The organism is Pseudomonas parasichuanensis, assembly GCF_021601385.1.
Lineage (GTDB): Bacteria > Pseudomonadota > Gammaproteobacteria > Pseudomonadales > Pseudomonadaceae > Aquipseudomonas > Aquipseudomonas parasichuanensis.
This window is the reverse complement of record NZ_BQHO01000039.1, coordinates 14,908-40,472: the sequence shown is the minus strand read 5'-3', so window position 1 is coordinate 40,472 and position 25,565 is coordinate 14,908. Positions and strand designations below refer to the sequence as shown.

General features: G+C 62.6%; 26 protein-coding genes, 1 tRNA gene and 1 pseudogene. 10 read left to right on the top strand and 18 right to left on the bottom strand.

Translation table 11 applies throughout. From position 1 onward, the window contains the following. Position 1 precedes the first annotated feature (1 nt). The 5 genes and pseudogenes from L6D77_RS23670 (at position 2) to L6D77_RS23650 (ending at position 4,306) form a co-directional block, all read left to right on the top strand. Positions 2 to 622 carry a DUF3313 family protein gene (locus L6D77_RS23670; RefSeq protein WP_000837791.1) on the top strand — a complete coding sequence of 207 codons (621 nt, stop codon included), beginning with the start codon at positions 2 to 4 and terminating at the stop codon, positions 620 to 622. Continuing rightward, positions 619 to 1,776 carry an MlaE family ABC transporter permease gene (locus L6D77_RS23665; protein ID WP_000063629.1) on the top strand — a complete coding sequence of 386 codons (1,158 nt, stop codon included), beginning with the start codon at positions 619 to 621 and terminating at the stop codon, positions 1,774 to 1,776. The genes L6D77_RS23670 and L6D77_RS23665 overlap by 4 nt, the downstream gene beginning before the upstream one ends. Before the next feature lie 5 nt (positions 1,777 to 1,781). After that, a pseudogene (locus tag L6D77_RS23660) lies at positions 1,782 to 2,593 on the top strand (ABC transporter ATP-binding protein). A 91-nt stretch (positions 2,594 to 2,684) separates the two neighbouring features. Then, complete coding sequence (locus L6D77_RS23655; protein WP_000433686.1) at positions 2,685 to 3,614, top strand: MlaD family protein; 930 nt, start codon at positions 2,685 to 2,687, stop codon at positions 3,612 to 3,614. A 92-nt stretch (positions 3,615 to 3,706) separates the two neighbouring features. Continuing rightward, positions 3,707 to 4,306: an ABC-type transport auxiliary lipoprotein family protein gene (locus L6D77_RS23650; protein ID WP_003124411.1), complete on the top strand. Its 600-nt coding sequence runs from the start codon at positions 3,707 to 3,709 to the stop codon at positions 4,304 to 4,306. 66 nt (positions 4,307 to 4,372) lie between these two features. On the opposite strand, the gene L6D77_RS23645 is transcribed toward L6D77_RS23650, so the two are convergent. From L6D77_RS23645 to L6D77_RS23605, 9 genes are all read right to left on the bottom strand, one after another. Further along, positions 4,373 to 6,376 (bottom strand): relaxase/mobilization nuclease domain-containing protein, encoded by a 2,004-nt coding sequence (locus L6D77_RS23645; protein ID WP_000132148.1) that lies wholly within the window; start codon positions 6,374 to 6,376, stop codon positions 4,373 to 4,375. Between the two features lie 448 nt (positions 6,377 to 6,824). Continuing rightward, on the bottom strand, positions 6,825 to 7,412 hold the full coding sequence (locus L6D77_RS23640) for a S26 family signal peptidase (protein ID WP_003092304.1): 588 nt from the start codon (positions 7,410 to 7,412) through the stop codon (positions 6,825 to 6,827). Further along, positions 7,409 to 7,966 (bottom strand): DUF2840 domain-containing protein, encoded by a 558-nt coding sequence (locus tag L6D77_RS23635; protein WP_023093372.1) that lies wholly within the window; start codon positions 7,964 to 7,966, stop codon positions 7,409 to 7,411. The genes L6D77_RS23640 and L6D77_RS23635 overlap by 4 nt, the downstream gene beginning before the upstream one ends. Then, positions 7,963 to 8,226, bottom strand: coding sequence for a hypothetical protein (locus L6D77_RS23630; RefSeq protein WP_000147048.1), 264 nt, complete (start codon positions 8,224 to 8,226; stop codon positions 7,963 to 7,965). Before L6D77_RS23630 ends, L6D77_RS23635 begins: the two co-directional genes overlap by 4 nt. Beyond that, on the bottom strand, positions 8,223 to 8,861 hold the full coding sequence (gene parA / locus L6D77_RS23625) for a ParA family partition ATPase (protein WP_003092312.1): 639 nt from the start codon (positions 8,859 to 8,861) through the stop codon (positions 8,223 to 8,225). Before parA ends, L6D77_RS23630 begins: the two co-directional genes overlap by 4 nt. 241 nt (positions 8,862 to 9,102) lie before the next feature. Next, positions 9,103 to 9,948, bottom strand: coding sequence for a replication initiator protein A (locus L6D77_RS23620; RefSeq protein WP_022652188.1), 846 nt, complete (start codon positions 9,946 to 9,948; stop codon positions 9,103 to 9,105). 26 nt (positions 9,949 to 9,974) lie between these two features. Beyond that, the gene (locus L6D77_RS23615; protein WP_001247107.1) at positions 9,975 to 10,259 is read right to left on the bottom strand and encodes a helix-turn-helix transcriptional regulator; all 285 of its coding nucleotides are present in this window, start codon (positions 10,257 to 10,259) and stop codon (positions 9,975 to 9,977) included. 111 nt (positions 10,260 to 10,370) lie between these two features. Beyond that, entirely contained in the window at positions 10,371 to 11,141 is a 771-nt protein-coding gene (locus L6D77_RS23610) for a DUF2285 domain-containing protein (protein WP_003092318.1), read from the bottom strand. Between the two features lie 342 nt (positions 11,142 to 11,483). Further along, positions 11,484 to 11,831, bottom strand: coding sequence for a DUF2958 domain-containing protein (locus tag L6D77_RS23605; RefSeq protein WP_016487838.1), 348 nt, complete (start codon positions 11,829 to 11,831; stop codon positions 11,484 to 11,486). 287 nt (positions 11,832 to 12,118) lie between these two features. Here L6D77_RS23605 and L6D77_RS23600 point away from each other — a divergent pair, with 287 nt between their 5' ends. Then, positions 12,119 to 12,412 carry a helix-turn-helix domain-containing protein gene (locus tag L6D77_RS23600; RefSeq protein WP_006379425.1) on the top strand — a complete coding sequence of 98 codons (294 nt, stop codon included), beginning with the start codon at positions 12,119 to 12,121 and terminating at the stop codon, positions 12,410 to 12,412. 312 nt (positions 12,413 to 12,724) lie between these two features. Here the strand turns inward: L6D77_RS23600 and L6D77_RS23595 are convergent, their stop codons facing one another. The 4 genes from L6D77_RS23595 to L6D77_RS23580 all read right to left on the bottom strand — a co-directional run bounded on the left by L6D77_RS23595 (position 12,725) and on the right by L6D77_RS23580 (position 17,063). Beyond that, the gene (locus tag L6D77_RS23595; protein WP_001273857.1) at positions 12,725 to 13,039 is read right to left on the bottom strand and encodes a DUF736 domain-containing protein; all 315 of its coding nucleotides are present in this window, start codon (positions 13,037 to 13,039) and stop codon (positions 12,725 to 12,727) included. 775 nt (positions 13,040 to 13,814) lie between these two features. Further along, positions 13,815 to 14,024, bottom strand: coding sequence for a hypothetical protein (locus L6D77_RS23590; protein ID WP_022580212.1), 210 nt, complete (start codon positions 14,022 to 14,024; stop codon positions 13,815 to 13,817). 61 nt (positions 14,025 to 14,085) lie between these two features. After that, the gene (locus L6D77_RS23585; RefSeq protein ID WP_236170182.1) at positions 14,086 to 16,155 is read right to left on the bottom strand and encodes a ParB/RepB/Spo0J family partition protein; all 2,070 of its coding nucleotides are present in this window, start codon (positions 16,153 to 16,155) and stop codon (positions 14,086 to 14,088) included. A gap of 80 nt (positions 16,156 to 16,235) precedes the next feature. Beyond that, a complete protein-coding gene (locus L6D77_RS23580; protein WP_003092327.1) occupies positions 16,236 to 17,063 on the bottom strand; it encodes a DUF932 domain-containing protein in 828 nt (275 codons plus the stop codon). 545 nt (positions 17,064 to 17,608) lie between these two features. On the opposite strand from L6D77_RS23580, the gene L6D77_RS23575 reads away from it, so the two are divergent. Beyond that, the gene (locus L6D77_RS23575) at positions 17,609 to 19,912 is read left to right on the top strand and encodes an ATP-binding protein (RefSeq protein WP_006379607.1); all 2,304 of its coding nucleotides are present in this window, start codon (positions 17,609 to 17,611) and stop codon (positions 19,910 to 19,912) included. A gap of 66 nt (positions 19,913 to 19,978) precedes the next feature. Here the strand turns inward: L6D77_RS23575 and radC are convergent, their stop codons facing one another. The 3 genes from radC to L6D77_RS23560 form a co-directional block, all read right to left on the bottom strand. Next, on the bottom strand, positions 19,979 to 20,488 hold the full coding sequence (gene radC / locus L6D77_RS23570) for a RadC family protein (RefSeq protein WP_003092330.1): 510 nt from the start codon (positions 20,486 to 20,488) through the stop codon (positions 19,979 to 19,981). Between the two features lie 351 nt (positions 20,489 to 20,839). Next, positions 20,840 to 21,904 carry a PDDEXK nuclease domain-containing protein gene (locus tag L6D77_RS23565; protein ID WP_003092331.1) on the bottom strand — a complete coding sequence of 355 codons (1,065 nt, stop codon included), beginning with the start codon at positions 21,902 to 21,904 and terminating at the stop codon, positions 20,840 to 20,842. Beyond that, a complete protein-coding gene (locus tag L6D77_RS23560) occupies positions 21,901 to 23,100 on the bottom strand; it encodes a tyrosine-type recombinase/integrase (protein WP_236170181.1) in 1,200 nt (399 codons plus the stop codon). The genes L6D77_RS23565 and L6D77_RS23560 overlap by 4 nt, the downstream gene beginning before the upstream one ends. 82 nt (positions 23,101 to 23,182) lie before the next feature. Here L6D77_RS23560 and L6D77_RS23555 point away from each other — a divergent pair, with 82 nt between their 5' ends. Further along, positions 23,183 to 23,491, top strand: a complete 309-nt coding sequence (locus L6D77_RS23555; RefSeq protein WP_236170180.1) for a hypothetical protein — start codon at positions 23,183 to 23,185, stop codon at positions 23,489 to 23,491. Between the two features lie 204 nt (positions 23,492 to 23,695). Here L6D77_RS23555 and L6D77_RS23550 read toward each other — a convergent pair whose 3' ends face one another. Next, on the bottom strand, positions 23,696 to 24,058 hold the full coding sequence (locus L6D77_RS23550) for a hypothetical protein (protein ID WP_236170179.1): 363 nt from the start codon (positions 24,056 to 24,058) through the stop codon (positions 23,696 to 23,698). 249 nt (positions 24,059 to 24,307) lie between these two features. Here L6D77_RS23550 and L6D77_RS23545 point away from each other — a divergent pair, with 249 nt between their 5' ends. Continuing rightward, positions 24,308 to 24,487, top strand: a complete 180-nt coding sequence (locus tag L6D77_RS23545) for a hypothetical protein (protein ID WP_236170178.1) — start codon at positions 24,308 to 24,310, stop codon at positions 24,485 to 24,487. 172 nt (positions 24,488 to 24,659) lie between these two features. Continuing rightward, positions 24,660 to 24,748 (top strand) — tRNA-Ser (locus L6D77_RS23540). A gap of 275 nt (positions 24,749 to 25,023) precedes the next feature. Here L6D77_RS23540 and L6D77_RS23535 read toward each other — a convergent pair. Further along, positions 25,024 to 25,467: an HNH endonuclease gene (locus L6D77_RS23535; protein ID WP_236170177.1), complete on the bottom strand. Its 444-nt coding sequence runs from the start codon at positions 25,465 to 25,467 to the stop codon at positions 25,024 to 25,026. Positions 25,468 to 25,565: the final 98 nt, after the last annotated feature.

The following is a 25,565-nucleotide window of genomic DNA, read 5'->3' as shown; positions in this document are numbered from 1 at the left end:
TATGAAGAGCAAAACTGCATTGATCCGCGGCGGCATCTTTTTTTGCGTAGCAGGCGCGCTCTCTGGATGCGCGACCAACAGCATGACGCGCTCCGGATTTCTCGGCGACTACGAGAAGTTATCGCCGACACGATACGAGAACGTACTGATGTACCGCGCAGCGGGATTCGAGCCCAAGCGTTATGCCGCTGTCGTGGTGGAAGAAGCGCAGATCAAGACCGCCTCGGGTCGCATCGATGGGCTCGATGACGCGCAGCAGCGCGAAGTGCTAGACCATGTGACGAGCGAACTGAAACGCCAGGAAGGCAAAAGTCCCGCCCCCCCAGGTGGCGCGGGACAGGTTCGGGTGCGTGTAGCGGTCACCGAACTGCAGACACCGAATCGGGCAGTCAATGCAATGACGACCCTGCTGGTTGGACCCGTGACGACGGGTGGTGCCAGCCTAGAGTTCGAAGCAGTCGATTTAAGGACGGGACGCCGGGTTGCTGCCGCCAGTTGCTTCGAGCGCGGCAACGTCATTAAAGAGTTCGCCGGTTCGTACACATTGCTGGGTCATGCCAAAGCGGCGATCACGAACTGCATCGAGCGCATCGACAGCGCTTGGCGGGACACGCAGCCATGAGCAACGCTTCACAGGCTTGGCTCCGGCAGGATGCCATGGTCGGCGGTGATCACAAATGGCTGGCGGGTGGCGACTGGACGATAGAGCACTACGCCAGTCTGGCAAAATCCGTGTCCGCCGCCCGCATCAGTCATGCCGAGGGGTACGCCACTCCCTTACTCGACTGGACGCAAGTCCAGAGACTGGACACCGCCGGCGCGGCTCTGCTGGTGGAAATTCTCGGGCCAGACTCGATACTCGACCGGCCGGAGGCAGCTCCAAATCTGTCCTCGGATCGCCTCGCCCTAATGAGAGCGCTGGCCGCCGCTGCTACCGATCAGCAGAAGACGGAGAAAGCAGCGGTGAGCGGGAATCCTCTGCTCCGCGGTCTGGGACGCATAGGCCTGACCTTGGAACAGGGCTGTCGTGCGTGTCTTGGTCTGGCCGGGTTCGTGGGCCAGATCATCGAAACATGGAGCCGTACCGTTCGTCACCCGCGTCGCTGGCGCGCGACCTCGGTGATCGCTCAAATCCAGCGATCAGCGGTGGACGCCATTCCCATCGTGGCGCTACTGAGCTTCATGGTAGGAATGGTGGTGGCGTTCCTGGGAGCAACGGTGCTGGCCAACTTCGGTGCGAGCATCTTCTCGGTGCATCTGGTCGCCTTCTCGTTCATGCGCGAGTTCGGAGTGCTGCTCCCGGCCATATTGATTGCAGGCCGTACCGCAAGCGCGTACACCGCCCAAATCGGTTCGATGAAGGCAAATGAAGAGATCGATGCGCTTCGCTCCAACGCGCTCGACCCCATCGAGTTACTGGTGCTGCCACGCGTGCTGGCGCTTCTTGTGTCCTTGCCACTGCTCACCTTAGTAGGCATCTTGGCTGGCATTGCGGGCGGCGCCACCGTATGCGCACTGAGCTTGGAAATTCCTCCCGCACAGTTCCTTGCCATCGTGCAGGAAAAAATCGAGGTGCGCCATTTTCTTGTCGGAATGAGCAAGTCCCCGCTCTTCGCGGTGATGATCGCCGCTATCGGCTGCCATGAAGGGTTCAAGGTCGCCGGTAGCGCTGAGTCGGTAGGCGACCACACGACGTCTAGTGTCGTGCAATCAATCTTCATGGTGATCCTGATAGACGCCATCGCTGCACTGTTCTTCATGGAGATGGGCTGGTGAGCGCGGTGAAGCAAGACACCGACAACGGTGTGCGACACGCTATTGAAGTGCGCGGCCTGGACAACAGGTTTGGAACCCAGCAGGTCCATCAGGACCTAGACCTGGACGTGCGGCGCGGGGAAATCCTTGGCGTGGTGGGAGGGTCAGGCACCGGGAAATCCGTGCTCTTGCGTAGCGTCGTCGGGCTGCAGAAGCCGCATTCGGGCGTGGTCCGTATCGGGGGCGCGACCTACTGCGAGCCCAATGGCTTGCGCGCGCGCGTATGGAGCGAAGGTTCGGCATTCTGTTCCAGAAGGGCGCGTTGTATTCATCGCTGACCGTCTTGGAGAACGTCGCTCTTCCTTTGATCGAGCATGTCGGTCTGGCGCGGCCTCTTGCCGAGCGTTTGGCAAGAAGCAAGCTGGGCTTGGTGGGGTTGCCTGCCGGAGCGGGAGACAAGTATCCGGCCTCGTTGTCCGGAGGCATGGTGAAACGAGCAGCACTGGCGAGAGCCTTGGCGCTTGATGCGAACATCCTGTTTCTTGACGAACCCACCGCAGGACTGGATCCAATCGGGGCTGCATCTTTCGACCAATTGATTCTGACCCTGCGCAATGCACTGGGCCTCACGGTGTTTCTGGTAACCCACGACCTCGATACGCTGTACACCATATGCGACCGTGTCGCGGTCCTGGCGAACCAGAAGGTACTCATCAACGACGGCATCGAGGCAGTCGAGCGCTTCAAGCACCCGTGGATACAGGAATACTTTCACGGCCCCCGTGGCCGTGCGGCCGCACAGGCCACTGGTGCTTCCAGCCAAGAGACGCAGCCATGAAACCCCTCCGCATCTGCATCATTCTTCCGTCGCGCACGCATTGGGCTGGGCGCACGCAATATTTAAACTCTGAGAACGAGGTGGTCTGATCATGGAACCACGTGCCCATCATGTATTCATTGGTCTGTTCGTCGTGCTGCTCGGTGCGATTGGTATTGGCTTCGCGCTTTGGCTCAGCGACACACGTTCCGACCACGATTACCAGTATTACCGGATTATGTTCGATGAGCCAGTGACCGGGCTTACGCCCGGCAGCCAGGTTCAGTACAGCGGAATCACGATTGGCGAAGTCGTTGCACTTTCTCTTTCACCGCGAGACCCAAGGCGGGCGATAGCGCGCGTACGCATCAATGCCACCATCCCGGTCCGGCAGGATACCCGCGCTGAATTGGTCATCACGGGAATTACCGGCAACGCGGTGATCGAGTTGAGCGACGGTGGGCCAAACGTGCCATTGCTGGATCGGAGAGAGGACGAGGAACCGTTGATCCTCGCACCACGTTCGGCGATGGCATCCCTGGTCTCCGGTGAGGGGAACAGCATGACGACACTCAACGGCATCTTGCTGCGCACGCAGGAGTTACTGTCGAAGGAGAATTTGGCTCTTGTGCACCGCAGTCTGGTGAATCTTGAACAGACCACGGGCGCGGTCGCTGACCAGAGGGCCGAGATCGCGACGTTAATCAGCAATCTGACCGAAGCAAGCAGAGAATCGACAGCTGCCGTGCGCCAAGCAAATAGCACTCTTCGCGATGCCAACCTGCTACTAAATAACGATGGTAAGCAAATCATGGTGAACACGCGTGATGCAACGGCATCCCTCGAACGCGCCGCTTTCAGGGTTGAGACGCTACTGCAAAACAATCAGGAATCGCTGAACCAGGGCTTGGCCGCCACAGGTCCTGCCATGCACGAACTCCAGCAGGCGCTGGCCAATCTAAACACCGTGCTGCGCCGACTGGATCGCAATCCGGCGCAATACCTGCTCGGTGGAGAGAACATTGAGGAAACCAAGCCGTGAACACTTCCGCCAGGATGATTCCCGTCGCTGCCGTGACTATGACGCTAGTACTCGGCTTGTCCGCGTGCAGTGTGCTTCCCAAAGCAGCTCCAATGGTCACCTACAAATTGCCCGACTATCACATCGCCCAGGCGGAGAGTACGCCGCGCGCCGTTCCGGGACCCGGGGCGCTGCGCGTCTACGCCCCTGAGAGTAGTCGCGTCCTGGATTCGGAGCGGCTGTTCATTGCGCAGCCCGATGGTCGCTTGTCGGCTTGGCAAGGAGTGCGTTGGGCCGACCCCGCACCGGTGCTGCTGCGTGACCGAATCGTCGAAGCCTTCATGCGCGATGGGCGGTCGACTTCCGTGATTACCGATAGCACCCCAATGAGCGCCGATATGGAGTTGCGCAGTACGCTGCGGGCGTTCCAGCTCGAATACCGCGGCACTGAAGCGATCGCCGCGGTTCGGCTCGATGTGCAACTGGTCGATCCGGCCAAACGGACTGCTATTGCCAGTAGACGCTTCGAAGCAATCCAAGCCACAGGCAGCAAGCGAGAGGCCGATGTGGTGAGCGCGTTCGGTGTCGCCACGGATATATTGGCCGGGCAGATCGTTGAATGGGCAGTTCAGGTCGGGGCAGCGCGTTTGCGAGTTGCACCGGAATTGGCAAGCAACCATGCACCCACAGCGTCGTCGATAAGCACAGACTAGTCGTCTTAACGGAGCACAGAAGCTAGGGCCAAAACGCTGCTCGACACCTTAACTCGGTACGACAGCCTACGGCCCCGATCCAATCCCAGGACCTCTTTGCCGTCCAACCTCCCATGACACACCGCCGCCGCGTACAGTCGCGGCGATCTGCTGCCCCAGTCGTGGCTCGATTATCGGCCGCCAAGGCACCAGACTGAATCCCATGCCGTCATCGAGCAGCGCATAGCGACCGCTGGCGAGCATGACCGAGCGCCGGTAGATGCCGGCTACGCGCTGCCCGTCTGTGACGTGCCGATGCTCCAATCCGCTATCGGCGGCAATGTGCTGGGCGGCCTGCGCCAGCTCCCGATTGCGCAGCGTTTCCAGCAGATTCCGGGAGAGAATCAGCCGCTGCCCGCGCCGCTGGGCCAGCCCCTGTTCTTCGAGGAAGTCGGCGCGCTGCTGCAAGGCTTGCCTAGCATCGCCGCCAAAGCCCAGGTCGCCCAGTCCCTTGCCGCCGCCGATCAACTGCTGATCCAGCCAGGTCGCGCCGATGACGCGGGCCTGCCGTTCAATCGGCAGATGCGATTTCAGTTCGACCGCCACGCCGCCCAGCCGCTGCGCGTCGTACTGGCGGCCACGCTCGGCCAAGTCGTCCGGCACCTTCCATAACCCCTCGGCCACGCGCTCCACGATGCCGGCCCGCCGTAGGGCTTCCAGCCGGCGGATATGGGCCGCCACAGCCTCTTGCGGGTCGCGGCCGGGCTTGGCTCGGCCTTGCTCGATCGCCAGGTGGTGATCGGTGCGGTACAGGCCATTGCTCGCCAGCGTGGCGATGTTCTTGTCGGCCGCCCGCACCTCGGCGGAACCGCGTACCTCCACCACCGCGCCGATGGGATAGTTCGCCAGCTCGTCGCGGGCGTCCAACGCGACGTAGTGGGCTTTGCCGTCCAACCCGTCGATGACCAGATAGCCGCGGTCGTGCAGCTCGTCGGCCAGACCCTTAGCAGCCACGCGACCGACGATAGTGCGGCCGTCGTCGCCCGGCTCGAACACCGCCAGCTCGCGAGGCTTGCCGCTCATGGCCCGCTGCATCGTTCGGATGATGTCGCCACGCTCGCCCAGGGCACGCAAGGTCTTCTCCGCGTCCGCATGGACGGCCCAGGTGCCGGGCTGCACCTCGTCGGCCAGGCCCAGGCGCTGCAAGTGTTGCAGGCGGCCGATCAGCAGCAGGCGCTGGCGTTGCAGCCGGGGTTCGTTGAAGCGTTCGATCTGCACCCGGCCATCCTCGCCGGCCTCGCGCTGCAACGTGCGGTCGAGGCTCGTCCACCGCTCTTGCTCCACCTCGCGCTGCAAGGTCTGCTGGATCTCCAGTTCGGTGCGCGGCCCCAGCCATTCCGTCGCCAGCTCGGCGGCGCGATGGCGGAAGCCGTGGGCGATGTAGTCGCCCGCGATGATGAGGTCTTTGCCGGTATCGTCGCGTCCGCGCACGATCAGGTGCGTGTGCGGGTTGTCGGTGTTCCAGTGATCGACCGCCACCCAATCCAGCCGCGTCCCCAGGTCGGCCTCCATCCGGTTCATCAGGTGCCGGGTGTAGGTGCGCAGGTCGTCCAGCTCCGCACTGTCTTCAGGTGAGACGATGAAGCGGAAATGATGTCGGTCGTCCTGGCAGCGTTCCTTGAAGGCATCGAGGTCGGCTTCGTCGGTCTGCGGCCCGTAGGCACGGCCCGGCTCGCCGTTCCGGCCGGCACCGTCGCGCTCGATGTAGCGCAGGTGCTTGGCGAGCGACTGCGGACTGGCGTTGCGCTGGTTGACCAGCAGCGTCTTGATGGTCACGCGCCGTGACATAGGGGTCAGCTTTGCGCCTGCGAAGCGCGCCGCCGTATGGCCGCGTCCAAGCCGTGAGCCGGGCCGCTGGCCGGCGTGCTGGCCGCTCCCGCCAGCGGTAGGACGGCGCACCGCCGACTTGCCGCCGCTGGCCTTGCCAGCCTGCTTGAGCACCTTGGAAACGAAGCTCTGGCCCTGGCCTTTGCCTCGGTTCTTCGGCGCGCCAGGGCGCACCCAGAAATCATGGTCGCCGCGGTCGGTCATGGCTGTGCTCCCTGCAAGCTCCGGCGTGTCCGAGCGTGCGAAGCACGCGGACATGCCTGCATCGGCGCGTGCCTCGCGCCCCACGCGGCACGGCGGCGAAGCCGCGCCGTGCCGCGCCACCCCCACGTGCAGACTGGCTTTGCGGGCGGCAGAGTGCCGAACCCTTTTGTCTTGCCTTCCGCCTTTGCCCCTCGCTCCCGCTCCGGGCATCGGCGGCCCGGCGGCGCTGCTGCACGAGCAGCCAGCCCGCCGGCGAACACGCCAATGGCCGCAGGCCAGGCGCGTTCGAGGCAAGACGCCTGCACGTTGGGCGGCTGCGCCGAAGGCAGCGCGAAGTGCGGTGCGAATGCACCCGCACTGCACGCGCGACGACACGGCGACGAACAGTAGAACGACATGCCCGATGGCACGATGAGAGGCGCGGCAAAGTGCAGCGAATCGGCGGCCATCATGGACGTGTCTCCAGCCAGATCGGATGCGCAACGCCGATCACGGCGAACGCGCTGACCGGCCCGAAATAGCGGCTGTCGAACGACGCCGGGTTGGTCGCGCTCAACAGGAACAGTTCGCCCGGTTGGAGACGGCGGCAAAGCTGCAAGGATGGCAGCGGCCGGCCCAGCCGGTCGGCAGGCAGGGCGGCGGCCACCGGCACGCCGTCGATGCGAACCTGGCCGGCGACGATGCAAACGTGTTGTGGCGCGACTGCGCCCACACGTTTGAGCAGCGGAACGCGGGTCGGCAGGTAGCCGCGCTGCGCAGCCAGCATGGCGGCCCTGTCGGGCAGCGGCATCAGCACGATGCTGTCCACGGACAGCGGACGTGGCCGCGAGGCGGTGCGCGGGTCGAACGGTTCGATGCGATACCAACCGACCGCCACGCTGTCGGACGGGTTGTAGGCCATTCGCGGCAGGGGCTGCACGAACGCCGCCCAGGCCAGCGCAGCGAGGCCGACGGTGGCGAAGCCTGCCAGCACGAGGCGAGCGCGCAGGCGCGAGCGAGGATGCGGCACGGGGCCGGTCGTGGAAATCGTGGTCATGGCAATGCCCTCCCGGCCAGCCAGGCGGCGTGCCGTTCTGCGGTGTATGTGGGTAGCGCCGAGCGCGCTGCGAGCCGGTTCGCGAGCGTGCGCCAGTACGCGGGCGATGTGTCTGCGGCTGCGATGCCCAGCGCCTCGATGCCGTCGATGCGTTCCAGCACGGCGCGCACGTTGGCATCGCCTTCGGCGTGCAGCAGCAGACGCGCGCCCGGCTGCACGCCGGGGATGCGCTGCACGGCGTCCAGCGGCGTGGCGGTCTGCATCACCATGAGCTGCCAGCGGATCGTGCCGTAGTCGTTGGCCTGCCAACGGATGCGGCACAGAACCGCGTTCGGCAGGAACACGGCGCAGCGCCGCCAGCGGTCGAGCTGGAGCGTGCGCGCCGGTTCGCCGAAGCGCAGGTAGAGCTTGAAGCGCGGTTCGATGTAGGCCAGCGCCACGCGCGTCAGCGGCACGTTGCCGGCCTGGCCGGCGAGTGTCGAAGGCGCCGGCGGCGGCGCAGCCGTGGGCGCACTTGCTTTGGGGGTGTGGGCGGTCGAAGCGGATGCGTTCACGGCGTGCCCTCCGGGGGAAACTCCCGCTCCAGCAGGTCGCGCAGCAGTTCGGCTACGGTCACGCCTCGCGTGAAGGCCGACACCTTGATGCGCGCCCGCATGGCGGGCGTGATGTCGAGCGTCAGTCGAGCGGTGTAGAGGTCGCCTTTCTGCACGGCATCTGCGTCGCCCTGGCGAATCCACGCTTCGGCGTGCGGATTCGCTGGGGGACGCGCACCGATGCCGACGCGCTTGCTGCGTGGTGGTGGCTTCCCAGTCATGTCGGCCACCGCAGCAGTTCGTCGGTGAGCGCGGCGATCTCGCGGGCAGCGGCGCTGTCGGGCGCGGTTTCGCGGGCGAGCCGGCCAGCGGCTACGCTGTCGGCAAAGACGATGCGCTGGTGGATCTCCGAGCGCAGCGCGGGCAGCGGCTGTTCGGCCAGCGATTGCCGTGCCTCCCTGCCGATGATGGTGGTGCTGACGCGCCGGTTGATGACGAAGGCCGCGCGCAGCGCTGGCCGGAACACCTGTGCTTCGCGGATCAGTGCGACCATCTCGGCAGAAGCCCATACGTCGTAGGGGCTGGGCTGCACGGGGATCAGCACGCGCTCGGCCGCCAGCAGCGCGGAACGCGCGAGGGCGGCGATGCGCGGCGGGCCGTCGATGATGATGTGATCGGCCCGCCTGGCGAGTTCTGGCGCTTCCTGATGCAGCGTTTCGCGGGCAAGGCCCACGGCGCTGAACAGACGGGGCAGGCCCTGCTGGCTACGCCGCTGCGTCCAGTCGAGCGATGACCCCTGCGGGTCGGCATCCAGCAGGATGACATGCAGGCCGCGCATCGCCAGTTCGCCGGCGATGTGCGTGGCGAGCGTGGTCTTGCCGACGCCGCCTTTCTGGTTGAGAAACGCGAAGATCATGGCGCGGCCCTCCGAGCTGGAAAGCCGGCCTGGCCGTGCCGTTTCGTGGTTGTCCACCGAAACGGCGCGCTTCTACTAAAAGTTATGTATTTCTTGTTAGGTAAGTTAGAGGGAACGCAAACCCGCGCCGTTGTTGGCTTTCCGGCGTTTTCGTACTCCTGATAGCACGAGGGTCGTACTCCTGATAGCACGATACCCGGTACTCCTGATAGCACGAGGCCGTCCACAGGTTCTCCCGCAGTTATCCCCGTGCCGCGTGCGGCACGGGCCGGAAGGTCAGCAGCTCGGTGTTGTCGTCCGGCATCCGCTCGATGCCGAGGACGTAGCCGGGCAACGACTGCCGCGCCACCAGGGCGCGCACGTCGTAGGCGAAGTCCGAGAAGCGGGCCGCGCTGCCGGATTTGCGGTACAGGTGTCGGAAGTCGAATTGCCAGCCGTGCTCCTGCCGCCCGCCATGCTTGCGCACCAGGCGGTACAGCCAGCGTTCGATACCGCCCTTCAAGCGGAAATAGGCCGGGTCGATGGTCAGCACCAGGGCGGCGTCGAGCACGCCGGCATAGAACCAGTCCGGCAAGATCAGCTCGATGCCCAGCGGGGTGCCGCTGGCGTCGGCGAGTTCCTTCCACTCGTTGATCCACGAGAAGCGATGCAAGCGCCTTCCCGTGGTTTCGCGGATGGACGTGGCCACCGTGGTCGATTGCAGCCGGTCGAGGGCGGCCTTCAGGCGCTGGTAGTCGTTGAGGGACGTGCCGCGCCCGATGAAGCGCAAAATCTCGTAAGGCGTGGCGCGTATCCAGCGCGACGGGCGCAGGCCCGCGTCGCGCGCCTCCACGATCTGCGAGGCGGCCCATATCAGCACGTCGGCATCCCATATCGTTGCGATGCCGTGCTCCTGCGTGCCTTCCACGCGAATGGTGACGTTCCCGCTGCGGAAGTCGATCGGCGCCGTGCGCCGCGACTTGGCAAGCGAGAAGAACGGAAAGGCCATCAAGTCCTGGGAATCGCGTGGCGCCATGTCGCCCGGCAGCGCGCGGAACAGATCGAGCTGTTCGCGCTGCGGCAAGGCTTGCCCTGGCGGGCTGGACATGGCGAAGGCCACCCACGCGCCGACGATCAGCGGCCATCACGGTAGTCGCCCGCGTGGCGCTCGGCGTATTCGGGATCGGACGTGGCCTCGTAGCTGCGCTGGTCGGCCCAGGCATCGAGGTCGGACACCGCGTACATGACGCGGCGGCCGAACTTGCGGAACTTGGGGCCGCCGCCGATCACCCGCTGCTTCTCCAGCGTGCGCGGCGACAGCCGCAGGTAGTCGGCGGCTTCGTCGTTTGTCAGGTAGCGTTGAGGCTGCGAGGTCGCAGTGACGGCAGCGGCGGCAGGCCGCGAGGGAGCAGGTCGCATGGGATGTACCTCCATCAAGCCCGGCCACACCACGCGGCCGGATAGAGGCACTCTCAAGAAAGCAAGGCTTCTTGCTAAGGGACGATTCGCACGGGTCGAGAAACGTCCCCCCTAATGCGACGGGAACATTGGAAGCTGCGCTAGTCGGCGGTAGCCGCCGTGCATCAGCTCATCGCCGCGGCGTACCAGCCGCCGTACGCGGGCACGCAATGCACTGTCTTTGTGCCAGTCGGCCGCGACGGCATCCGCGCCGAACAGACCTTCGCCCACCTCGCGCAAGGAGGCTCCCGCGAGGGTCGCGTCGAGCGCTTGCAAGGTATGCAGTTCCAGCAGCGCGGCGGGCGTGGGGCGGGAGCGGGCTGTTGCCACAGGCGTGGCCACGGTTGCGGCAGATAGCGCATCCAGCTTCGCAGCGAGCGTGCGGTAGCGCGCACAGGGCGTGGCGCAGGCGCGTGTGGCGTAGAGATAGGCCGAACCATCTTCCAGGTCGGGTGCGAGTGCCAGCCGAACGCAGCAGCCTGGCCAATGCGATACGAGCACCAGGCGCTTGCCGTCGTGGGTCAGTTGCTTGCGCCCAGGAATGCGCCAGAACTCGAAGGTATGCGCATCGGGTGGTGGGTCGGCGTCGGGGTATAGCTGCACCACGGCATCGTGATCGGGGAACCAAGCAGGATGTGCGTCGCGCGCATCCAGGCCGGGATCTTCCAGCAGGCGCAGGCCCCAGGCCTGCGCCGCATCAGGCTTGCGACGCCGGCGTAGCCAGTCGCGCCGGTAGCTTGGATTCCTGCGCAAATACTCCCAAGCCAGCGCTGGGCCATCGAGGTGCAGCGTGTAGAGATACGCGGCCGTGGGATACCAGTGTTGGCTGCTGCGGTCAGTCATGGCGAAACCTCCCTGTTTCTGGGAACGTCGCCACAATTCCGCTGTGCGGGAGCTATCGAATCGCCATCAAGTGGTCATCAAACTCGGGTTACGCTTTAACTGCTGGTGTCAAGACAGATTCGCTCCAGTGCATTGCCGAAATCGTCTAAATGCGACGACTGCACCGCCCGGAAATGGGGTGCAGCATTGAACACCGTGCCGAATCTCGCGCCTGGCATCATGACTGTTTTGGTCAGGAGCGCACCACCCTGGTGCAAGCATGCGGATCAAGACTTGCCAGGTCTTGGCTAAGACCGAAATAGTCACAATGCGATACTTTTTGCCTGGTCGCGCTGGAATGCGTCAATCGGTGATCGAACCGTTTTCCTGAGCCAGTCGAACGTATTCCGACAGCGGCCGCGTCGGCTGGAAATACCGATCTCGTATCACGGGCTGCTTGAGCGGCCCGACGATGGACGCCAGATCGGACAGCTTCACCGTCGCCAGGGCAGGCATCCCGATCCCGAGGTCGATCAGGCCGTAGGCCGTATCGCCATCGGTCGGATCGAGCGCGGCCAATAGCCAGGTCGCATGTGCGTCCGGTGTGAACAGGCGCACCACGGGCAGCGGGTCACATTCCTGGCCTGCGGCGCGGGTGAGGCCGTGGGCCAGTAGGTGCACCCGGTCTTCCTCGGTGACAAGCGTGGTCAAGGCCGCGCCCCTTCCACGAACACACGCAATCGCCGAGGCGCATCTGTGCCTGCGGACGGATGCACGTATGCGCAAGCGCACGAAGCCGCAAAAGCGGAGAGGCACGAAGGCGTATTGGTGGAAGTCAGGAAAGACACGGATGCGGTTCCCTGGGTCTGAGGAAATCCGCAGATGCGGATCTCCGTAAAAGCACGGAAAAGGAAAACATCACCACCAAATGAACACTATAGATTGTAGTCCTATAGGGCGCAATGGGCTGTCATCTTGGTTTTTTGGGGAAACCATAGGTGGCAGCGAAGAACTCATTGGCAGCGGCGATTCGGACGGTAAGGAAGGCGCGTGGTTTGAGCCAGGAAGCGTTCTCCAACGTGTCCAGTCGCACCTACATGAGCACGCTGGAGCGCGACCTGAAAAGCCCAACCATCCAGAAGCTGGCCGATCTGTGCGAGGTCATGGAAGTGCATCCGCTCACGCTGCTCACATTGGCTTATGCCGGTGACAGCACCCGCGAAGCTGATGAATTGCTGGCACAGGTGCGCCAGGAACTCAGGGCGATATTGGAAGAGCCCGACACGCCTTAGCGCGTTGGCGTGTGGTACTGAATTGCAGCAAGCGGAGCGCGCAGCGCCGCAGGCGCGAAGGCGTGAGGGATTGAAGCCGGATGGCCGTGACGGCTTGCCGGCACGGGGCGAAGCCCGAAAGCCCGGCGGCGCTTACAGCGCCGACACGCCACACACCGCTCGTTGACACGGATTGCGAGCCACAAGGCACGCATGCAGGCCCGCCGTGACGGGCGTATCCAGCACGCGGCAGCAGCAGAAATCCTGCGCGTGCGGTGCTGCGATCAGCAGCATCGCGCCCCGCCGCAGTGGGCGGGACGCGGTAAGCGGCTGTCAGGCCGCCTTCGGCTTGTTGCGCGACCAGATCAGGTCGTGCGTGCCGTCCTCGTTCTCGATCAGGCGGGCATAGACCGTCGCCGGGAACGAAGGGTCGTCGATGGATACGGACAGGTATTCCCGCCCGGCCTCGCTGGTCTTCTTCCACGCTGCGCCGACTTCGTGGCCAGCCGCTTGCAGGTGGAAGTCGGGGGCGTTCTCGGTGTCGCCCTTGTCGTTGGGAACCAGCTTGACCTTGACGTTGAGCGTCAGGGTGCGAAGCGTGCCGGTGAAGCCGTCTTTCTCTGCGGTGAAGGTGCCGATGTTAGCCATGATGTTTCTCCTTTCGGGTTGAACAAGGTCGCGCCAGTGCGTCCTTGTTGTGATCCGGCCGGCGGGGGATGGGCTGGTCGCACCGCACAGCGGTCGCAACAACGTGGAGAACCTGGAAGCGAAAAGAATTTGTCCCGCGAGGAATGCGCGCAGCGCAGGGGAAATTGTTTTCGCTGCAAGGTTGCGGCCATCAAGCACAAGGCGCAGCCGCGCCACCGCCAGGATTCACAACAAGACAAGGACGCACAGGCCGCCCGCTCCCGAATGGAGACGTGGCCAACTCGGCATCCCCGCGTGACGGCTGCACCGGCTTGCGCCCTGACGCGGGCCAGGTCAATGCCCCGACGACAAGGCCAGAGCGCCCCTGCCGCAGCTCACGGCCACATACTGAGGCGTGGTGTGGAAGCTCCATAGAAGCGAGGCTGGGCGGCGTGTCGGTGAACCGTCTTTCGTGACGTACAGACAACGAACCGCCAGCGTCGGGGACGGCACGCTTTCGTGCAACCTGCCGCAGCAAGCCGGGGCGTAGCCACACCAGCCCCGCCCATTGCGGCGGGGCTCGGTCGAATCGTTGGCGGCGCGATGCGCCGCCACACTTGCTGGCTTCGTGGATTTCGCGCACGAGCGCCCTTGTGCGTGGCCCCATCGCCGCCTGTCCGAAGGCGGCGATGGGGCGTTTTGGCTTTGAGCAGTGAAACCGGGCGCGGCCACCGCCGCGCCCGGAGTTTTCGACCACCGGCCCCAAGGCGGCACGGCTTGGGGCCGGTGCGGCTCGTTATTCCTTGGTTTCGATGATCCACCACACGGCGCGCGGCAAGGCGCGGCCCGTGAGGGGATGCAGATCGGTCAGGTCGGCGCGGGCCGTCCAGCCACGCGGCGGACGGTAGCCGCGCACGTCGCCGTCGCCGTGCCAGCGGCGGGCGCGCACCGTGCCGGAGGCATAGGTCGCAGCTATGCGGGGGCGGTTTGCGGGTTGGTGGGTCATGGCAGGCATCCTCAACATGAAGCGCCCCGGCCGGAACCGGGGCGCTATCTACGGTGCGAAGTCACGCGGCCAAAGCCTCGGCCTGCGGCTGGTCATCCGCCACGGCGGCCACTTCTTCCTGTGCTTCGGCTTCGCCATCCGCCGGCGCGTCCTGCCCGGTCTGCTGCGGGCCTTCGGAGCGGAAGATGGCGGGCATCCAGCCGGTGCCAGCGGCCAGCCGTTCGGCTTCGCTGGCAATGTCGCCCTTCTTCAACTTCGCCAGTCGGGTGACGTGCGAGGGCGCGAACCCGCCAACGGCTTCCAGAATCGCGGCCTTCGGCACATGCCGGAAGTAACCCTCATTGGTGGGCTGCCACCACGCGGCCATATCCAGCCCCACGGCCTGCGCCAGTTCCGCGCCGGGCTGGTGCGGCGTGGCGCGAGGCGTCACCACGTCCACCGTGGAAGCTAAGCACACGGCCAACAGCCGCACCAGTTCATCCTGTGATTTCGCCAGCAGCGCGGCGAACAGTTCGGCGCTGTCCTCCGGCAAGGTTTCGCCTGCCACCTGTTGCAGTTCGCGCAGCGCCACGGCGGCGGGTGATTCCGGCCAGTCCGGGGCCATGCCTTCCAGCCGGTCTTGCACCGTGAGGCGCACACCCAGCGGCAGGTCGTGCCCGTAGTGCCTTTCCTGCAAGACGGTCTGCACCATGCCATGCACCACGGCGGCCAGCGCTGCTTGCGGATGCCGTGCAACTTCGATTTGCAGCGCAGCGGTACGGTGCGCGCTCAACCGCTGCGCCAGTCGGTCAGACATGGCGGCGGTCTTGGGCTGCTCGTCGTCCTCGCCTGCGTCCTCGTTCGCGGCTTCGCCTTCGCTGCCGAAACCCTGCCGCAGCCGCTCCAGCGTGCGCAGTGCCTTGGCCTCCGCTTCGCGCAGCAGCCCGCGATGAATCGCGGCCTGCCCGTCGCGGTCGATGGTGACAATGGCACCGGCTGCGGCCTTCACGTTGGCCGCATAGTCCAGCAAGCCATCTTCCAGCGCCTGCAACTGCTCGCCCAGGCGTTCGCCTTCTTCCTGCAAGGCATCGGCCTTTTCCTCGTCCTCGTCGTCCAGCGCGGCATCCACCGCCTCGGCCAGTTCGTGCAGCTTGGTTTGCAGCTTCTCGATGCGCTGCGCGGCGCGCTTGTTCGGACTGCGGCGTTCCCTTGGCGCACGCTGGAAGGCTTGCAGATCGGCATGGGTCATGCCCGGCGTGGCATCCACCCACGCCCAGCCCTCGGCCTGCACCTTGGCGGCGATACCTGCCAGCTTGTCCTGCGCCAGCCGTTCCAGCAGTGCGGCATCGGTCAGATACACGCCTTTGTCGCCCTCCGCGAACAGGTCGCGGCGGATGCCACCGCCTTCCTGCTCGTAGCCGTCCAGCCCGACAAAGCGCACCAGCGGATGCCGGTAGGCGTCGATTTCGCGTTCGGTCAGGCGGTCGCGCAGGTTGTGCGGGCCGCGCTGCCATGTGGGCGCATCGTAGAACGCGGCTTCCTGCGCAGCATGGTCGTCGGTGATGGCGAGGGCCATCAACTGGTCAAGGCTCACGGCCTCGGCCCGGTAGTCGGCCAGCAGGCGCGGCGACACGTTGGCGAGTTTCAGACGGCGCTGCACCACCAGCGGCGTGACGCTGAAATCCGCTGCAATGTCCTCGATGCTGCGGCCTTCGGCCACGAGCGCGGCGAACGCCTCGAACTGGTCGGCGGGGTGCATGGCTTCGCGCTGCACGTTCTCGGTGAGGCTGGCCGTGCGGGCGGTGCCATCGGCCACCAGCAGGCAAGGCACCTCCCATTCCTTGCTAATGCGGTGCTTTTTCGCCAGCAGCTTCAACGCTGCGAGGCGACGGTCACCGGCCACGACCTCGTAATGCTCGCCATCGGCGGCGGCAATCACGATGAGGTTTTGCAGCAGGCCGACACGCTGGATGCTGGCGGCGAGTTCGGGAATGGACATGCGCGGGGTCTTGCGCACGTTGCGGCCAGTGGGACGCGACACCAGCCGCGACAGCGGAACCAGAATCAGGTTCTTGGTCGGATCAGCGGCTTCCAGCGGGATAGCGGCGGCGGTGTTGATGGCGCGGGCTTCGGTTTGGGTAACGGCGTTCATGGTGATAACTCCTATCGGTTCAGGGATGCAGCAGCGAAGAAAGCGACAAGGGCTGCTGCCTGCCCCTGCCGCGTGGGGATTCAGGCTTTCAACTGGCGCATGCCATCGGCCAGCAGCCAGAGGGCGCGATTTAGTCGGATGTTTTGGTCGATGCCCTGCACCGGGCGGGTTTGCTGTCGGCGCCCGTTGGCGCTGCGGCCACGCAGCCCGCCTTGGGTCAGGTTTTCTTGGGTGCGGTTGAACACGCTCCACAGGTCGGGGCGGCGGTCGTCGAAGCGGCGCGGCATCAGGATTTGCGATTCCGTGATGGGCGCGGGCTTGTCGGGGTCGTCGTACTTGAGGGCGAGCGCGGCGCGGGCGAACACTTCGGATTCGCCATCGTCCAAGGTGATGCCGCGCATGGCATCGCGCGATTCCTTCACCCGATCGAAACCGCTCAAGACTTCGTAAGCCCCCTCAATGACCAGACCGGCCACGTCGCCTTTATGGGGCACTCGCACATCGGCCACGGTGTTGCCGCAGACAAGGCCATTGCTGCACACGAACCGGAACATTCCGGCCAGCATCTGATAGCTGCTGGTGCCGTCGTGCGAGTTCAGCAGCACGATTTCGTTGGCCTCCGCGCCGTTGATCTGGCTGGCATGGCGCAAGCGAATCATGTGTTTGGTGTGCTCGCGCTTGCCTTCGTCGCGCACGCGGGTTTGCGTCACCATGAAAGGCTGGAAGCCTTCTTTGCGAAGCTCGGTCAGCACGGCGGCGGTGGGGATATAGGCGTACCGCTGCGAACGGCTCTCGTGCGGGGCATCCGCGAAGATGGACGGGGCCACGCGGTGAATCTGGTCGTCGGACAGCGGGTAATCGCTGCGCAGCGAGGGGGAGCGGAAAGCGAAACGGGATGCGAGTTGCATGGTCTTTCTCCTGACAAAAGAGGTTTGCTGTTCACACCGCACACCGGATTTCTAGATTCGGAGCCCAGCCTTTCGGCTGTTTGGTGCGGTCGGCACGAGGAACCCGGTTGGCCCTGTTGCCACCGTCTTTCCTGAGTTCATCGCCCGCGCCCAAAGGAGCGCGCGGACGGGGGCCGTCAAGGAGCCAAGCGCAGGGTTGGTGCGGCCCGCAGGCGCAGCCGAGGACACGGCCCTGCGCGCCTTGACGGCACACGGTCGCGGGCTACGGTCGCGGGTAAGGTGATGAAGTCAGGGGAGACGGCTGGACAAGGCAACGGCCATCCCTTTGTGCTGACCGCACGCAAGCGAAGCGCGCAGGCCCGAAGCTGGAAGCCGGGCCGTAGGCGTCAGCGATGCGGAAGGCTGGCGAAGCCAGTCCCGCCAGGGATGAGCGACTAGCGAACCTGGAGCAGCGCGATCCGCGAAGCGGAGACGCAAGAGGACTCTTCGTTTACCATTTGTTTCGCAAGCAAATGATGGGAAAGCAAGAACACGGAGATATAGAGATGATTGTCTGCATCAACCGCCTCAAACAGTTCGGAATCTTCAGCGACTTCAATGGAACGAAGATCCAAAAGTTCGGCCGGTACAACCTGGTCTATGGTTGGAATGGAACAGGCAAGTCAACGTTATCGAATCTATTCTCTTGCTTTGAGCTTCGCTCGATGGTTCCCCGCTTCAGCACGGGCCAATTTTCAGTAGTTCTGGAGGATGGCTCAACGATCACGGAATCCACACTCCACTCATCCCAATTGAATATTCATGTTTTCAATCAACGCTTCGTGCATGAGAACATTGATTGGGACAAATCCGTAAAGAGCATCCTTCTTATTGCGAAAGAGAAGATTGATGACTTGCAGAAGCTGGAGAAGCTGAAGAGCGAGCTTCAGTCGAAAAAGAAGGCTCACGACGACAAGCAAAGCGATATCAAGAAGCAGCGTGAGGCATTAGAGAAGTTCCTGACCAATGCTGCCAAGAAAATGAAGCTTGGACTTCAGGCGATTGATACGAGCGACAGTTATTACTTGAATTACGACCGCCGCAAGCTCTTCAACTTCATACAGAATAACGGCGAGACAATTATCAAGGCGGAGTCGGTTCTTCCAGATGAGAGGGTTATCGACCTTACGAATGCCGCCAAGCCAGATCAGCTTCCAAGCATTGCTTTCGCCTCAACGGCCATTGAGCCGGACTACTTTAAGAAAGCGGCGGGCCGCATCAGAGATTTGATTGGGACTACGGCGGTCAATCAAGCAATCCAGCGGCTGACCGATAACCCGGAAATCCGCGAATGGGTTCAAGCAGGCTTGGAAATCCATAAAAACCACGACTCGCAATCCTGCGAGTTCTGCGGCTCTCCGTTCGCCCAGCTTCGTGCCGAGGCGCTTGCTGCCCACTTCAGCAAGGAGTTCACGGAGTTTCAGAGCCGACTTCAGAACGCGGCGACATGGATTGAATCTCAAGGCGCTCCAGCTAATCAGTTTCCCGCATCGACCGAGTTTTATAAAGAACTATCGGCCGAGGCAGAGAAGCTTCAAAAGGACTACGCAACTGCTGCTGAAAAGATCGACCAGCAAATCGACGCCTGGCGGGAAGCCCTGAAGGCCAAGATCACAGACCCTGGGAAGACAGACATTCAGATCTCGGATGTGGTTGAAGACGATGTCACCAATTTCAATGACATCCTGAAATCGATTGTTGCTCTCGTTGGAAAGCACAACAATAAGACTTCAAATTTCAAATCTGAGACCTCAAAAAGCAAGGTGGCACTGGAGCTTCACTTTGCTGCGGCTGAGGTGCAAGAGTTTGACTATGCTGGAAGTGAGAAGAAGTGCAATGACCTTGAGTCAGAAGCAAAGAACGACCATAAGGAAATTGAAAAAATTAGTCTAGAGGTCGGAGCCATAGAAGCGGCGCTCTCGAATGAAACGGTCGGGGCAAAGGAGTTCAATGACATCCTGCATCGCTTCATTGGCCGCTCTGAGCTTTGCCTGAACTTCAATCAGAAGAAGAAAGGCTATGAGATCATCAGAAACGGGGTTGGTGAGCACGATGGGAATTTGAGCGAAGGTGAGAAAACTGCGATTGCATTTGTCTATTTCATCACGAAGCTCAAAGAAAATGGAAATAACATCAAGGATACGATCGTCGTCGTTGACGATCCGGTCTCAAGCTTTGATTCTAATCACTTGTTTCACGCCTACTCGTTTTTGAGAACGCAATGCACTGAAGCCAAGCAACTTTTTGTGCTGACTCACAACTTCACTTACTTTAAGCTAGTGAGAGACTGGTTCACTGGCACCAATAGGAATCGAGTCAAAAAAGGCAACGCCGAGAATTGCTTCTTTTATCGCCTGGATGCGCCACCTGGCTCCCCTCGTCACTCCCTACTTGTGGATGCCGACGACTCACTCAAGAACTACGGTTCCGAGTACCACTATATCTTCAAGAAGCTCTACGAATATAGGGCGCACACAACACTCAATCGAGATGAGGCGTTCTTGACCGCCAACCTCGCCCGAAAGCTTGTTGAATCGTTTTTCACCTTCAAATATCCAAGGCGTCGAAGCGACATTAGTCAATTGATGGAGGCTGGCCTAAAAGATTGCACCATCACGACACCAGAGCTTAAAGAAAAAATCTACCGCTTTATCAATAAGTATTCACATAGCGACGTTATTGAGATAACAGAGGAATCCGCAGAAAACTTGGCAGGCGAAAGCCACAGCGTCATCGGGAACATCTTCCAGTGGCTGGAAGAGGTGGACAAGAAACATTACGACGAGATGATTCAGGTTGCGACGGCCTGAGCATCAGGCCGCGAGGGCCATAGCTATGCCACCAGGCGCAGCAAAAAGGGGCCGAAGCCCCTTGGGCTAGATCAGCCCATGCTCGGCGAACGATGCCGTTTCGTTGCCCGCAACGATGATGTGATCGAGCACGCGCACGTCCACCAGACCCAACGCTTCCTTGAGCCGCTGGGTCAGCGCCCGGTCAGCCGCGCTCGGCTCGGGGTTTCCGCTCGGATGGTTGTGCGAAACGACGACCGCCGCCGCATTGAGCCGCAGCGCCTCCTTGACCACTTCGCGCGGATACACCGACGCACCGTCAATAGTGCCGTGGAACATCTCCCTGTATTCGATCAGACGATGGCGCGTATCCATGAACAGCACTACGAACACCTCATGCTCGAAGCTGGCCAACTTTGTACGCAAGTATTCCTTGACCGCCGCCGGCGAAGTGAACTCTGCTCCGCGCCGCATTTTCCGGTCAATGACCTGGCGCGCAGCTTCCAGAATGTCGTCGGCCGATGCCGGTAGATAGCGCCCGTGCGCGTCGCGCACCAGCAGACAGGAATCGAACGAGGGAAAGGACAGTTGCGACATGATCGTGCTCCGGTTGCTCGGGCGGAATTGCCCGGAACCGGCGGCAGCACGGCGCAGCGCAAGCAGTCAGGGGTCGCAGACGGCCGCCAGGACGCAAGCGCGCATGGCGCGCGCCGCCCTTGACGGCGAGAACGCCGTGATACGGTGAAGGGAACAGCAAGACCGCCCACACCCGCCCACTGCACAGAGTCGATTTTTGGCAAGCGGAGCGCGCAGGCCCGGATCAACGAGCCGGGACGGAGGCGTCAGTGATGGAAGCCCGACAGGGGCGAGACTCGCGCAGCGAAGCTCGATGCGCAGCACGACAGCGCGACGGCGGCACGCCGGGACGCCCGACTGCTTGGGACAGGACTACTCGTTGTCCGTCTTGCGCTGCTCGATTTGCAACTGCGCCCGTTGCGTTGCCTGTTGCAGCCGCTCCACCAGCACGCCCCTCGGCGGCAAGGCGGTCAGATACTCGGCAACGTGGATGCCGGACTTGTCCAGCTCCAGCAATTCGATCTGCTCGCGCTTCTTGCCGGTGCAAAGGATGATCCCGAGCGGCGAGGCTTCCTCCGGCTCCCGTTCGTGCTTGTCTAGCCACCGAAGGTAAAGCTCCATCTGCCCTTTGTAGGCCGCCTTGAAGTCACCTACCTTCAACTCCACCGCAACCAGCCGCCGCAGCTTGCGGTTGTAGAACAGAAGGTCAAGGTGGAAATCCTCGTCGTCGATCGGAATGCGCTTCTGCCGGGCGACGAATGAGAAGCCCGCGCCCAGCTCCAGCAGGAAGGACTCCATTTCACGGATGATCGCCGCTTCCAAGTCGCCTTCCTGCCAAGTGTCCCGCAGGCCCAGGAAGTCGAGGATGTACGGGTCGCGCATGACCAGGGCCGGCGACATGCGCTGCGCATCGCGCAGGGTCGCCAACTCCTGCGCTATGGTTTCTTCCGGCTTTTGGGAAAGCGCCGTGCGCTCGTACAGCATCGAGTCGATACGCTCGCGCAGCGTCCGCACGCTCCAGCGTTGGGTGCTGGCCATCTGTGCGTAGTAGTCCCGCTGGAGCGGGTCTTTCAGCGGCATCAGGGCGATGAAGTGCGTCCAGCTCAATTCTCGTATCAGTGATACGAGAATTCGCTCGTCGGGGAAGGTGGCGGCGAACTGCACCATGCGGCGCAAGTTCTGCTCTGCAAAGCTGCTGCCGTACTCCTCCACCAACTGCGCAGCCAAGGTGGGCAGAACTTCCTTGCCGTAGGCGCCCCGGCGCCTGTCCAAGACCTGCGTGTGGATGCGTTGGCCGATGCGCCAGTAGAGCATCGTAAGCTCGCTATTCACCGTCGAGGCGGCGCGCAAGCGCGCCGCCTCGATCAGTGCCCGAATGTCGCCCAGCAGCGCCGCGGGCGCTGCGAGCGATGCTGCTGATGGCCGGCGCCCGTTCATGCCACCGCCTCCGCAAGCTGCCGCGCGCCCGTGATGGCTTGGCGGCGGCTGGCCACCAGCTCGGCCGCCTCGCGCACCGGCTTGTCCTCGGTGTGGACGTAGTGCATGAACATCGCCACGGTCTTGTGGCCCGTCAGCTTCATTCCCACTTTGGTCGGCACACCGGAATTGGCAATGTCGGTGGTCGAGCGATGACGGATGCCGTGCGTGCCTACGTGCGGCACGCTGGCGGCCTTGAGCGTCCGGCACCAGCCGCCATAGTGCTCGCCAAAGGTCAGGTGCTTGGCCGGGTCGTTCGGCGACGGCAGGACGTAAGGGCAGCCTTCCAGACGCGGCGCCGTCGAAAGCAGCCGATAGGCTTCCTCGCTCATGGGCTTGGAAATGCCGCCAACCTTGCTGTCGGGCCACACCACGCGCCGGTTCTCGAAGTCCAGCCAGCTCCATTCGAGCGGGCAGATTTCGGAGCGCCGCGCCGCAAACTCGAATTGCAGCCGGATCGCCAACGGGATGACGTAGTTCTCCAGCCCCTCCGCCTCCAGTTTCTCCAACTGGCGGAAGATCCGCACCATTTCCTCGTCCACGATGAGCCGGGTTTCCTTGCCCGGCGGGTACATCGGGACGTGGCGGCACGGATTCGTGCCGTCCGGGCGGAAGCCCCAGACTTCGGCCAAGTTGAACATCTTGCGCAGCACGCCGAAGGTCTTGTTGGCCTCGGTCGGCTTGTAGGCCAGCTTTTCCATGAGCCCCGCAATGTCGGGCCGCTTCACGTCATGCACCTTCTTGCGGCCCAGCAGCGGGATGATGTTGCGGTCGATGACGCCCTGGTAGCCGTCCTGCGTGCTGACCTTGTTGCGCTTCTTGGAGTAGTCCTCCATGAACTTTTTGCACAACTCGGCCATCGTGGGCGCCTTGCGCGTCTCGGCCTTGGCACCGCCGGGATCACCACCCCGGCGAACCTCGGCCAGCCAGTCCTGCGCTTTGACCCGCGCCTGTTCGACGGTTAGCTCCCCGTAGAGTCCCAGCGAGGGCTTGCGGGGCTGGCCAGAGTTCGTGCGGTACTGGAGCATGAACACCCGGCGTCCCGTCGAGGTAATCTTGCAAAGGAAGCCGGGCACGACGGTATCCCGTAGTTCGATGTCCTTCGCCTGGGGTTGCGCCGACTCTACGGCGGTCTTGGTGAGCTTGATCTTTGCCATGATGACTCCTTGGAACGACCCGGAATGCGTAGTAGGCCGAGCGCTGCGAGCTGCTCCAGTACGCTCCCTCCGTGATCAAACCGTGCACCCAGGCCTGATAGAGCTGAGAGGCCGCTGGCAGATCGAAGTCGGCATGGCCGTCGGCGCTGTAGGCGCGGGAAGCCTCGGCGGCAGGGTGGCCGCCCTCAGCGATAAGGACATCGGTATTGGCCTTGCCGTCGTGCCGGCTGGTGGCTTTCGATTCCTGGCTTCGGCCGCCCCATTCATGTCCGCCAACATCGGCGCTGGCAAAGATCAGGTAGTACGCTGGCACATCGCCGATCGCAGGAACGAAGCCGCCGTTGATGCCGCCCTGGCCTGGCCATGGCTGACCTACGGCCGGGATGTTTGATTCGACTACTGACGCTGGAATGTTAGCTGCAGGTGGCAGCACCTGGGCGAACACGCTGGCGATCGCGACCTTGGCTAAGGATGCGGCCGGCATCTTGATAGTGGTGTCGCCGTGTTTCAGGGTGATCATTTCTGGTTTCATGGTTAAGCCTCGGGCGTTCGCCGCGTTCCGTGCTGGCAGCGGCATGGCAGTATTGGGAGGGATTCAGGCGCGCTCAGCGATTAGCAGAAGGCCGGTGTCGTCGGGGTCGTCGCCAAGCATCAGGCCTGGAGCTCGAAGCTCGCGGCTCAGCCTGAACTGATCGAGCTTGCGCACCACAGAACTCGAAAGCTTGATTTCGTGGCGCGGCGCACTGAGGAAGTGGCGGCCCGCTTCAGGCCCTAGTTCATGGATGCGGTGGATCAGCAGGGTCATCGCCTCGCCGTTTTCCTCGACCTCGGCCCATTCCATGATCTCGGTCAGCGCCTGGCGCGTGCCGGCGCGGACCTTCATGCGCAGGTCTTCTTCACGGTGTTTGGACGCCTTGTCGCGGCGCTTCTGGTCTCGCTCTTGCTGAGACATCGCCATGCAGCACCTCCTTCAATCCGCTGGGCGGCAAGTTGAACTGGTCACGCCGCCTATGCAGCTGCAGCGAGCGTCGTAGTTTTCGGTTCATCGGTGAGCTCCATGTCGCAGTCATGCCAGCCGGCAAGCCACCAGGCGCTATCGACCGACATTTCCGGGTGAGGCTGATAGGCTCGGCAGCGGCCGGCACCCCGAGCAGTTCGCCCGTGGTAGTAGGGGAGTGGGTGGATTTTTGCGGGTTTGACTCTTGGCATGGCTTTCACCTTTGCCGCTGAAGCGGGAACCGGTGACGCCGCGACCCTGCTGGCCCAGCTCGCGCAGCTGGCCAAGGACGGTGCAGCCGCCCCGACCGCCACCAGCGACGCCAAGCCAACCCCGTATCAGGCCCACAAGCAAAGCTTGTCCGGCGCCCACAAACAGAAAGGAGCCTGACCATGCCAGTTCAAGGTGGTAACGCAATCAACCACGGCGTCGCTTAGGCATATAAAGGAAGGGGAAAGGTCGGCAGAACGCCGATGGCGGGCTGGCCATGGCCAGTGACTTTCGAAGTGACTTTGTTCGTTGCTGTCCGCCCTCGTTGGCCTTCGTTGCAGCGAGCGCCTGGCGGAAAATCAAGCGGTATCATGCCGTTACGTTGGCTTGGCATGCATGGGGTGCAAGGGGTCGAGTGTTCGAATCACTCCGTCCCGACCAAAAATCCCTAAAAAATCCAGCCACTTAACGGTGACTGGATTTTTTTATGGTCGAAGAAAAGGTGTAGGGATGCTACTAGTTAGCTAGGTGGACAGGGAGTCGCTAGGCTTTATACGAAAGGTGCCTGCGCGACGATCATGCTGCGTTTAAAACAGGCTCGGAATGCCCTTTGACAACCAGTCAACCCCGCTTCCTCGCCTGTTTTCGCCTTGGCTGATCGCCGCTCAGCGACTTTTCGTACAAACCCTAGTCCTGAGCCGGAGGTCGACCTGCAGTTAGCCGATATTATGGCGCTGCCTGTGCTTACTTAGGTATTCAAGATTTCCTTCGTTAAGACCATCAATTGATTTGAAGCGTTCAAGGCCTAGGATTTCTTGTTCCTTGAAACAGAGTTTTGGGCTTGTCAATAGTTTTTCGAAGTCATCGGATGAGATCAGCCCGTATTCAAATAAGCGGTCAATGTGAGCTGCGAGTGGTAGACCATTGTCGGGATCCAATCGGGCTTTGTTATCACAACGTGCCCATGGATGGATGTGTGATGCAATCAGCAAATTAGGATTGGACAGGCCTGTAAGTGCACACTTGTTGCTCCAGCGTTTGCATAAAGCTGTCCGGAATGCACCTTGTCCGACTCTAGCTTTAATCAATGCTTCTCGCGTAGTGGACGATGGTGGTTTGCCAGAGCCCCCAACGTCAATGAGTAGATCTTCGTAATTCATTGAAGAAAATCGGAAAGAATCGGGTAATTGACAGAATTTTAGGTCTTTTATGTAGTTCATTTCCCAAGCATACTTTTCAGCGTTTCAGGCCATTGCGG

Bases quoted from the DNA above. Each gene is read 5' to 3' on its own strand.
- L6D77_RS23670 (WP_000837791.1), top strand. From the start codon at position 2: ATGAAGAGCAAAACTGCATTGATCCGCGGCGGCATCTTTTTTTGCGTA.
- L6D77_RS23665 (WP_000063629.1), top strand. From the start codon at position 619: ATGAGCAACGCTTCACAGGCTTGGCTCCGGCAGGATGCCATGGTCGGC.
- L6D77_RS23655 (WP_000433686.1), top strand. From the start codon at position 2,685: ATGGAACCACGTGCCCATCATGTATTCATTGGTCTGTTCGTCGTGCTG.
- L6D77_RS23650 (WP_003124411.1), top strand. From the start codon at position 3,707: ATGGTCACCTACAAATTGCCCGACTATCACATCGCCCAGGCGGAGAGT.
- L6D77_RS23645 (WP_000132148.1), bottom strand. From the start codon at position 6,376: ATGACCGACCGCGGCGACCATGATTTCTGGGTGCGCCCTGGCGCGCCG.
- L6D77_RS23640 (WP_003092304.1), bottom strand. From the start codon at position 7,412: ATGACCACGATTTCCACGACCGGCCCCGTGCCGCATCCTCGCTCGCGC.
- L6D77_RS23630 (WP_000147048.1), bottom strand. From the start codon at position 8,226: ATGACTGGGAAGCCACCACCACGCAGCAAGCGCGTCGGCATCGGTGCG.
- parA (WP_003092312.1), bottom strand. From the start codon at position 8,861: ATGATCTTCGCGTTTCTCAACCAGAAAGGCGGCGTCGGCAAGACCACG.
- L6D77_RS23620 (WP_022652188.1), bottom strand. From the start codon at position 9,948: ATGTCCAGCCCGCCAGGGCAAGCCTTGCCGCAGCGCGAACAGCTCGAT.
- L6D77_RS23615 (WP_001247107.1), bottom strand. From the start codon at position 10,259: ATGCGACCTGCTCCCTCGCGGCCTGCCGCCGCTGCCGTCACTGCGACC.
- L6D77_RS23610 (WP_003092318.1), bottom strand. From the start codon at position 11,141: ATGACTGACCGCAGCAGCCAACACTGGTATCCCACGGCCGCGTATCTC.
- L6D77_RS23595 (WP_001273857.1), bottom strand. From the start codon at position 13,039: ATGGCTAACATCGGCACCTTCACCGCAGAGAAAGACGGCTTCACCGGC.
- L6D77_RS23590 (WP_022580212.1), bottom strand. From the start codon at position 14,024: ATGACCCACCAACCCGCAAACCGCCCCCGCATAGCTGCGACCTATGCC.
- L6D77_RS23585 (WP_236170182.1), bottom strand. From the start codon at position 16,155: ATGAACGCCGTTACCCAAACCGAAGCCCGCGCCATCAACACCGCCGCC.
- L6D77_RS23580 (WP_003092327.1), bottom strand. From the start codon at position 17,063: ATGCAACTCGCATCCCGTTTCGCTTTCCGCTCCCCCTCGCTGCGCAGC.
- L6D77_RS23575 (WP_006379607.1), top strand. From the start codon at position 17,609: ATGATTGTCTGCATCAACCGCCTCAAACAGTTCGGAATCTTCAGCGAC.
- radC (WP_003092330.1), bottom strand. From the start codon at position 20,488: ATGTCGCAACTGTCCTTTCCCTCGTTCGATTCCTGTCTGCTGGTGCGC.
- L6D77_RS23565 (WP_003092331.1), bottom strand. From the start codon at position 21,904: ATGAACGGGCGCCGGCCATCAGCAGCATCGCTCGCAGCGCCCGCGGCG.
- L6D77_RS23560 (WP_236170181.1), bottom strand. From the start codon at position 23,100: ATGGCAAAGATCAAGCTCACCAAGACCGCCGTAGAGTCGGCGCAACCC.
- L6D77_RS23550 (WP_236170179.1), bottom strand. From the start codon at position 24,058: ATGGCGATGTCTCAGCAAGAGCGAGACCAGAAGCGCCGCGACAAGGCG.
- L6D77_RS23545 (WP_236170178.1), top strand. From the start codon at position 24,308: ATGGCTTTCACCTTTGCCGCTGAAGCGGGAACCGGTGACGCCGCGACC.
- L6D77_RS23535 (WP_236170177.1), bottom strand. From the start codon at position 25,467: ATGAATTACGAAGATCTACTCATTGACGTTGGGGGCTCTGGCAAACCA.